The sequence below is a fragment of the Micromonospora sp. MW-13 genome, assembly GCF_003434305.1.
Classification (GTDB): domain Bacteria; phylum Actinomycetota; class Actinomycetes; order Mycobacteriales; family Micromonosporaceae; genus Micromonospora.
Window position 1 is genome coordinate 1 of sequence record NZ_QKKX01000067.1, and the last position, 8,486, is coordinate 8,486.

At 75.2% G+C, this 8,486-nt stretch carries 2 protein-coding genes and 1 pseudogene; all 3 read left to right on the top strand.

The window, feature by feature from the left end:
- The coding region (locus tag C5N14_RS33850; RefSeq protein ID WP_117672139.1) for an SDR family NAD(P)-dependent oxidoreductase at nt 1-2,494 on the top strand (2,494 nt) is incomplete at its 5' end.
- Between the two features lie 235 nt (nt 2,495-2,729).
- Complete coding sequence (locus C5N14_RS27325) at nt 2,730-3,587, top strand: metallophosphoesterase (protein ID WP_117672141.1); 858 nt, start codon at nt 2,730-2,732, stop codon at nt 3,585-3,587.
- 333 nt (nt 3,588-3,920) lie between these two features.
- Nucleotides 3,921-8,486, top strand: a pseudogene (locus C5N14_RS27330) (type I polyketide synthase); the annotation flags it as partial.

Genomic DNA, 8,486 nt, shown 5'->3' on the forward strand with positions numbered 1-8,486 from the left:
GGGTGCGTTGTGTGCTGCTGGGGTGGACACGTTCCTGGAGGTGGGTCCGGATGCGGTTCTGACGGCGATGGTGGCCGAGGTGGCCGGTGACGGCGAGGTGCGCCGGGTCGCGGTGCTGCGTCGGGACCGTTCCGAGGTGGAGTCCCTGCTGGCGGCGGTCGGTCAGTTGCACGCGGCAGGGGTGTCGGTGGACTGGTCTGCCTATCTGGCGCAGGCGGGTGTCCGGCCGAGAGTGGTCGACCTGCCGACCTACGCCTTCGACCGGCAGCGCTACTGGCTGGCGGACCCCGAGCCGGCAACCGCCCCGGCCGCTGCGGGCGGGCCGTCGGACGAGCGGTTCTGGGCGGCGGTCGAGTCCGGCGACCTCGGCGTCCTGGGCGACGAGTTGGCGGTGGCCGCGGGCGAGTCCTCCGCGGCCCTGCTGCCCAAGCTGGCGCGGTGGCGCCGGGACGCCCAACGGCGATCGGCCGTCGACTCGTGGCGTTACCGGGTGGTGTGGCGTACCGCGACCCTGCCCGCCGCCGGCGCGCTCACCGGAACCTGGCTGGTGCTCGCGTCGCCGGGGCAGGAGGACCACCCGGCCGTGGCCGCGCTGGCGGCCCGGGGCGCGCGGGCCGTCCCGGTGGTGCTGGACAGCGTGGACCGGGACGCGGTGGCGCGACGACTGCGCGAGGCGGCCGGGCCCGACGGCCGGGTCGACGGCGTGCTGTCCCTACTGTCCCTGGCCGCCACGGCCGAGCCGGGCGTGACCCCGGCCGCCGCCGAGCCGGGCGTGACCCCGGCCGCCGCCGAGCCGGGCGTGACCCCGGCCGCCGCCGCCGTGTCGGCGGCGCTGACGGTGGTCCAGGCCCTGACCGTGGCCGGCGTCGGCGGTCGCGTGTGGTGGCTGACCAGTGGTGCGGTGGCGGTGGGTGGTTCGGAGGCTGTCGAGAACGTCGACGGCGCTGCCGTGTGGGGTCTGGGCCGGGTGGTGGGTCTGGAGGAGCCCGGCCTGTGGGGTGGGCTGGTGGATGTGCCCGGTGTGGCGGAGGGGTGGGTGTGGGACCGGTTGTGCGGGGTGCTGGTGGGTGGCGCGGAGGACCAGGTGGCGGTGCGGTCGTCGGGGGTGTTCGTGCGGCGGTTGGTGCGGGCCGACGTGGGTTCCGGCGCGGGTACCGGCGTGCGGTTGTCCGGCACGGTGTTGGTGACGGGTGGCACGGGCGGCCTGGGGTTGCGGGTGGCGGAGTGGGCGGCGGAGGTGGGCGCGGAGCACGTGGTGCTGGTGTCCCGGCGGGGTGAGGACGGGTTGGGTACGGACGGTGCGGGCGTGGTGGAGCGGTTGCGGGGGTCGTCGGTGCGGGTGTCGGTGGTGGCGTGCGACGTGGCGGACCGGGCCGCGATGGCGGCGCTGCTGACGGGGTTGGCGGGGCGTGGTGATCGGGTACGGGCGGTCGTGCACGCGGCGGGGGTGGCGCAGATGTCGCCGCTGGGTGAGGTGGGCAAGGAGGAACTGGGCGAGGTGCTGCGGGCGAAGGTCGGCGGCGCGGTGGTGTTGGACGAGTTGCTGGCCGGCGCGGAGTTGGACGCGTTCGTGGTGTTCTCGTCCATCGCCGGGGTGTGGGGTTCGGCGGGTCAGGCGGGCTACGCGGCGGGGAACGCGTTCGTGGAGGGGCTGGTGGCGTCGCGGCGGGCCCGAGGGCTGGTGGGTACGTCGGTGGCCTGGGGCCCCTGGGCCGAGGTGGGAATGGCCGTCGGTGACGTGGGCGAGCAGCTCAGCCGGCGCGGCCTGGTGGCGATGGCGCCGGAGTCGGCGGTGGTGGGGTTGGCGCGGGCGCTGGAGGTGGGCGACGTGTCGGTGGTGGTGGCGGACGTGCGGTGGGACCGGTTCGCGTCGTCGTTCACGGCGTTGCGGCCGAGTCCGCTGCTCACCGAGATCCCCGAGGCGCAGCCCACGCCCGAGGACCAGCCCCCCGGCGACGCCGGGGGCGCGCCGTCGGCCCTGCGCGAACGGCTGGCCGTCGCGTCGGCGGCCGAGCGCGAGCGCATCCTGCTCGACCTGGTACGCGGCACCGCCGCGACGGTGCTCGGGCACGCCACGCCCGCCGCGATCAGGCCGGGCCGCGGATTCCTCGAACTGGGCTTCGACTCGCTCACCGCAGTCGAGCTGCGCAACCGGCTGACCGCCGAGACCGGTCTCGGCCTGCCCGCGACGCTGATCTTCGACCACCCCACCCCCGGTGCTCTCGCCGAGCACCTGCGGGCCGGGCTGGTGCCGGAGCAGCCGGCGCTGCCGATCGCCGCCGAGGTCGAACGACTCGACCAGCTCCTCGGCGAGGCGGCCGACCAGGTCGACGAGGCGGTCATCGGTCGCCTGGAGAACATGCTGGCCAAGTGGCGGACCCGCCGGCCGGGCGGCACCGCCGTCCCCGCGCCGGCGGAGACCGCCGGGGAACTCGACACGGCCAGCCGGGAGGAGCTGTTCGACATCATCCAACGGGAGTTCGGCAAGTCCTGAGCACAGGGCGAGGACCACCGCCGCCCCGGGGCGGCGGCGCGGGCGGACCGGCAACAGGGCCGGCCCGGCGTAGGCCCACGTCAGCCCTAGGGGTGCCGACCTGCCGGCTAGGGGTGTGCCTGGCCGGGGCGGGCTTCGTAAGGTCGGACCACGTCAGGCCGTCTCGTCCTGCCTCGCGGCGGCCGATCGGCACGGATGTGGGTGCGCGCGGTACCCGGAATGGACGGAGGTCCGGGTGGCCGGATCGGGCCTGCCTCAGTTGCTCGCCATCAGCGACCTGCACGTGGTCTACAAGGAGAACCGGGCCGTCGTCGAGGGGCTGCGGCCGGAGGCCGACGGCGACTGGCTGATCGTCGCCGGCGACGTCGGGGAGTTCCTCAGCGACATCGAGTGGGCGCTGGGCCTGCTCAGCCGCCGCTTCGCGAAGGTGGTCTGGGCCCCGGGCAACCACGAGCTGTGGACGCCCCGCGAGGACCCGGTCCAGCTCCGGGGTGAGGCCCGCTACCAGCACCTGGTGGAGCTGTGCCGCAGCCTCGGCATCGTCACCCCGGAGGATCCCTACCCGATCTGGGACCCGCAGGGCGAACCGGTGCTCGTCGCCCCGCTCTTCGTGCTCTACGACTACACCTTCCGGCCGCCCGGGACGTACACCAAGGAGCAGGCCCTCGCGCGGGCCCACGAGGTCGGCGTGGTCTGCACCGACGAGATCCTGCTGCACCCCGACCCGTACCCGACGCGGGACGCGTGGTGCCGGGCCCGGCTGACCCACACCGAGCGGCGGCTCACCGAGGAACGGAACGGGCTGCCCACCATTCTGGTCAACCACTTTCCGCTCGTTCGGGAACCCACCCGGATTCTGCGCTACCCGGAGTTCGCGCAATGGTGCGGCACCGAGGCCACGGCCGACTGGCACGTGCGCTTCGACGCCCGCGTGGCGGTGTACGGGCACCTGCACATCCCGCGGACGACCTGGTACGACGGGGTCCGTTTCGAGGAGGTCTCGGTCGGCTACCCACGGGAGTGGCGGCGCCGTGCCACGCCGCCCGGACGGCTCCGCCAGATCCTGCCGCCGGCCGTCCAGCACCGCGTCTGACCGGCCCCGTTCGTGCCGATTCCTGCGCTGGTACGCCCACCGCGACGGCCCGTCCGGGCCGGCCGATGAGGGGTCCGTTAGGGGTTGGGGGCGAGGTCGGCGCTCAGTACCGTCCACTCACGGTGGCGGGCATGGGTCGGCAGGGTGGTCGGTGCGGTGCCGCGGCGGGCGCTTGAACAGGTACGACAGGAAACAGAAACTGAAATAGGAATTGCGTCCATACGCCGAATGGTCATGTCTCCACCGAAGTGTGCGCGGAGTCGGGCCGACGGCGGTGGTGTGGTCAGCGAATCGGCAGATTCTGATCGATAGCAAGCTCTGGGCGGGTGGGTCATGGCGGACGAAGACAAGCTCCTCGAACACCTGAAGTGGGTGACCTCCGAGCTCCGTCTGGCGCGCCGGCGCCTGAGCGAGCTGGAGAACGAGGATTCGGAGCCGATCGCGATCGTCGGCATGGCCTGCCGGTTCCCCGGCGGGGTCGCCTCGCCCGAGGACCTGTGGGACCTGGTCGCCGGGGGCGTGGACGCCACCGGCACGTTCCCCGAGGACCGGGGCTGGGACCTGGACCGGCTCTACGACCCGGACCCGGACCACCAGGGCACCACCTACAGCAACCGGGGCGGCTTCCTGGCAGACGCCGGCCTGTTCGACCCGTCCCTGTTCGGGATCTCGCCGCGCGAGGCGCTGGCCATGGACCCGCAGCAGCGGCTCCTGCTGGAGGTGACCTGGGAGGTCTTCGAGCGGGCCGGCATCGACGCCGCGTCGCTGCGGGGCAGCCGCACCGGCGTCTTCGTCGGCACGGCCGGCCAGGACTACACGACCGTCCTGCGGCAACTGCCCGAGGGCACCGAGGGGTACGTCCTCACCGGCACCGCGGCGAGCGTCATGTCGGGCCGGCTGGCGTACTCCTTCGGCCTGGAGGGACCGGCCGTCACGATCGACACCGCCTGCTCGTCCTCCCTGGTGGCCCTGCACCTGGCCGGCCAGGCGCTGCGGGACGGCGAGTGCTCCCTCGCGGTGGCCGGCGGCGTGACCGTGCTGGCCACCCCCGGTGCCTTCGTCGAGTTCTCCCGGCAGCGCGGGCTCGCCTCCGACGGCCGGTGCAAGGCGTTCTCGGCCGACGCCGACGGCACCGGCTGGTCCGAGGGCGTCGCCCTGCTGCTCGTCGAGAAGCTCTCCGACGCCCGGCGCAACGGCCACCCCGTCCTCGCGGTGATCCGCGGCAGCGCCGTCAACCAGGACGGCGCCAGCAGCGGCCTGACCGCCCCCAACGGCCCCGCCCAGCAGCGGGTCATCCGGCAGGCGCTGGAGAACGCCCGGCTGACGCCGGCCGACATCGACGTCGTGGAGGCGCACGGCACCGGCACCCGGCTCGGCGACCCGATCGAGGCGCAGGCGCTGCTGGCCACCTACGGCCAGGGCCGGACGGCCGACCGTCCGCTGTGGCTGGGGTCCCTGAAGTCGAACATCGGCCACCCCCAGGCCGCCGCCGGCGCCGGCGGCGTCATCAAGATGGTGATGGCGATGCGGCACGGCGTGCTGCCGCCCACCCTGCACGTGGCACAGCCGTCCCCGCACGTCGACTGGTCGACGGGGACGGTGTCCCTGCTCGACACCGCCCTCCCGTGGGCCGGCGACGACCACGTCCGGCGGGCGGCCGTCTCGTCCTTCGGCATGAGCGGCACCAACGCCCACCTCGTCCTGGAGCAGGCCCCGGCCCCCGAGACGCCGCCGGACGCCCCCGCGCCGTCCCGCCGGCTCCCGGTCGCCCCGGTCCTGCTCTCCGCCGCGCACCCCGCCGCGCTCGCCGGCCAGGCCGGCCGCTGGGCCGACTGGCTGGCCGGCGCCGGGGACCTGCGCGCCGAGGACATCGCCTGGTCGTCGGTCACGTCCCGGTCGACCCTGGACAACCGGGCCGTGCTGGCCGCCGCCGATCGGGACGGCCTGTTGGCCGGGCTGCGTGCCCTGGCCTCAGGCGAGTCGTCGGGCGTGGTGGTGGCGGGTCAGGCGGCGGACCGGGGTCCGCTGGCGGTGCTGTTCTCCGGTCAGGGTGCGCAGCGGGCCGGGATGGGCCGCGAGTTGTACGGCCAGTTCCCTGTCTTCGCGTCGGCTCTGGACGAGGTGTGTGGGCTGCTGGACGGGCTGTTGCCGCAGCCGCTGAAGCCGGTGCTGTTCGCGGTGGAGGGCTCCGTCGAGGCGGGCCTGCTGGACCAGACGGTGTTCACGCAGGCGGGGTTGTTCGCGGTCGAGGTGGCGTTGTTCCGGTTGGTGGAGTCGTTCGGTGTGGTGCCGGACTTCGTGGGTGGGCATTCGGTCGGTGAGATCACGGCCGCGCATGTGGCGGGGGTGTTGTCGCTGGCGGATGCGTGTGTCCTGGTGGCGGCGCGGGGTCGGTTGATGCAGGCGTTGCCGGCGGGTGGCGGGATGCTGGCGGTGGGTGGGTCCGAGGCGGACGTGCTGTCGAGCCTGGACGGTTTTGCCGGCCGGGTTGGGATCGCGGCGGTGAACGGGCCGGCGTCGGTGGTGGTGTCGGGCGAGGTCCTTGCCTTGGACGAGTTGGAGGAGCTTTGGCGGGGCCGGGGGGCCCGGACCCGTCGGTTGGCGGTGAGTCACGCGTTCCACAGTCCGTTGATGGAGCCGATGCTCGACGAGTTCCGGGCCGTGCTGGCGGGGCTGTCGTTCGTGGCGCCCCGGCTGCCGGTGGTGTCGAATGTGACCGGCGTGATCGCCGGCGGCGAGGAGCTGCGTACCCCGGAGTACTGGGTGCGGCATGTGCGGGAGGCGGTGCGGTTCGCCGACGGGATCACCGCCCTGCACGACGCCGGGGTGGACACGTTCCTGGAGGTCGGCCCGCAGAGTGTCCTGACGGCGCTGGTGGCTGATGCGCTGCCGGCCGGCGGGGACGTGTTGGCGGTGGCGGTGCAGCGCCGGGACCGGTCGGAGTCGCAGGCGCTGCTGGCTGCCCTGGGCGAGTTGCACGTGCACGGCGTGCCGGTGGGGTGGCAGCCGTGGTTCGCCGGGGCCGGGGCGACGCGGGTCGAGCTGCCGACGTACGCGTTCCAGCGGGAGCGGTACTGGCCCGACGCGGTGTCGTGGCGGGCCGGCGACGTGTCCGGCGCCGGGCTGGGCGTCGCGGGCCACCCGCTGCTCGGCGCGGCGGTGCGCCTCGCCGGGGACGACGAGGTGCTGTTGACCGGGCGGCTCTCCGCCGCCACCCACCCGTGGCTGGCCGAGCATGTGGTTGCCGGTTCGGTGGTGGTGCCGGGGACGGCGTTGGTGGAGTTGGCGGTGCGGGCCGGTGACGAGGTGGGCGCGTCGCGGGTGCGGGAGCTGACCGTGCTGACGCCGCTGGCGCTGCCGGCGTCGGGCGGGGTGCGGGTGCAGGTGCGCGTCGGCGCGGCCGACGCCTCCGGCTCGCGGTCCCTGACCGTGCACTCGCAGCCGGACGAGGAGGCCGACGGGGCCTGGGTCCGGCACGCCGAGGGCGTCCTGGAACCGGTGTCGGCCGACGAGCCGGTGCTGGGGGAGTGGCCGCCGGCCGGCGCGTCCGAGGTGGACCTGACCGGGTGGTATGCCGCGCTGGCCGGGCACGGTCTGGCGTACGGGCCGGTGTTCCAGGGCCTGCGCCGGGCGTGGACCGCGGCCGGTGAGGCGTATGCCGAGGTGGCCCTGCCGGAGCAGGTGGCGGGCGACGCGGCGGCGTTCGGGGTGCACCCGGCGCTGCTCGACGCGGCGTTGCACCCGGTGGCGTCGCTGCTGGCCGGTGAGGGCGGTGGGGCGCGGGTGCCGTTCGCGTTCGAGGGCGTGCAGGTGCACGCGTCGGGCGCGTCGGTGCTGCGGGTCCGGCTGACCCGCGAAGGCTCCGGCGTGCGCGTGGTCGCGGTGGACGAGTCGGGCGCGCCCGTGGTGTCCGTCGACTCGCTCGTGCTGCGGGAGGTGACCGGCGTGGCCGCCCCGGGCGCGGCGGCGCGGTCGCTGTTCGAGCTGGCGTGGCTGCCGGAGGAGATCACCCCGGCGGACGACCTGTCCGGCTGGGCGCTGCTCGGGCCGTCGGTCGCCGGGCTCGACCTGCCGGCCTTCCCCGACGTCGACGCGGTCGCCGCCGCGCGGGCCGAGTCCCCCCGTACCCTGCTGTGGGCGCCCGCCGCGGCCATCGGCGCCGACGTGCCCGCCGCGGTGCGCGCGACCACGAACGCCGCTCTGACCGTGGTGCGGTCCTGGCTCGCCGCCGACGCCCTCGCCGACGCGAAGCTCGTCGTGGTCACCCGGGGCGCCGTGGTCGCCCGGGACGAGGACCAGGTGACCGACCTGGCGGGCGCCGCCGTGTGGGGCCTGCTGCGCTCGGCGCAGTCGGAGCACCCCGACCGGATCGTCCTCGCCGACGTCGAGGGCCCGCTCGACCCGGCGACCCTCGCGGTGCTGGCCGGCGTCGCCGCCGACCCGTCGGCGACCGGCGGCCAGCTCGCCGTCCGCGCCGACGGGACGTTCGTGCCCCGGCTGGTCCGGCCCACGGCCGACGAGCTGACCCCGCCGCCGTCCGGGCCGTGGCACCTGGCCGCTGTTGCCCCCGGCACCCTGGACGGGGTCGCGCTGGTGCCGGCCGCCCCGGCCCCCCTGGACGCGGGGCAGGTGCGGGTCGCGGTGCGGGCGGCCGGGGTGAACTTCCGGGACGTGTTGATCGCGTTGGGGATGTACCCGGATCCGTCGGCGGTGATGGGTAGCGAGGGCGCGGGCGTGGTGGTGGAGGTCGGTCCGGGCGTGACCGACCTGGCCCCCGGCGACCGGGTGATGGGCATGTTCGAGCTGGGCTTCGGCCCGCTCGCGGTCGCCCCCCGGCAGCGCCTCGCCCGGATGCCTGCCGGCTGGTCGTTCGCGCAGGCCGCCTCGGTGCCCCTCGTC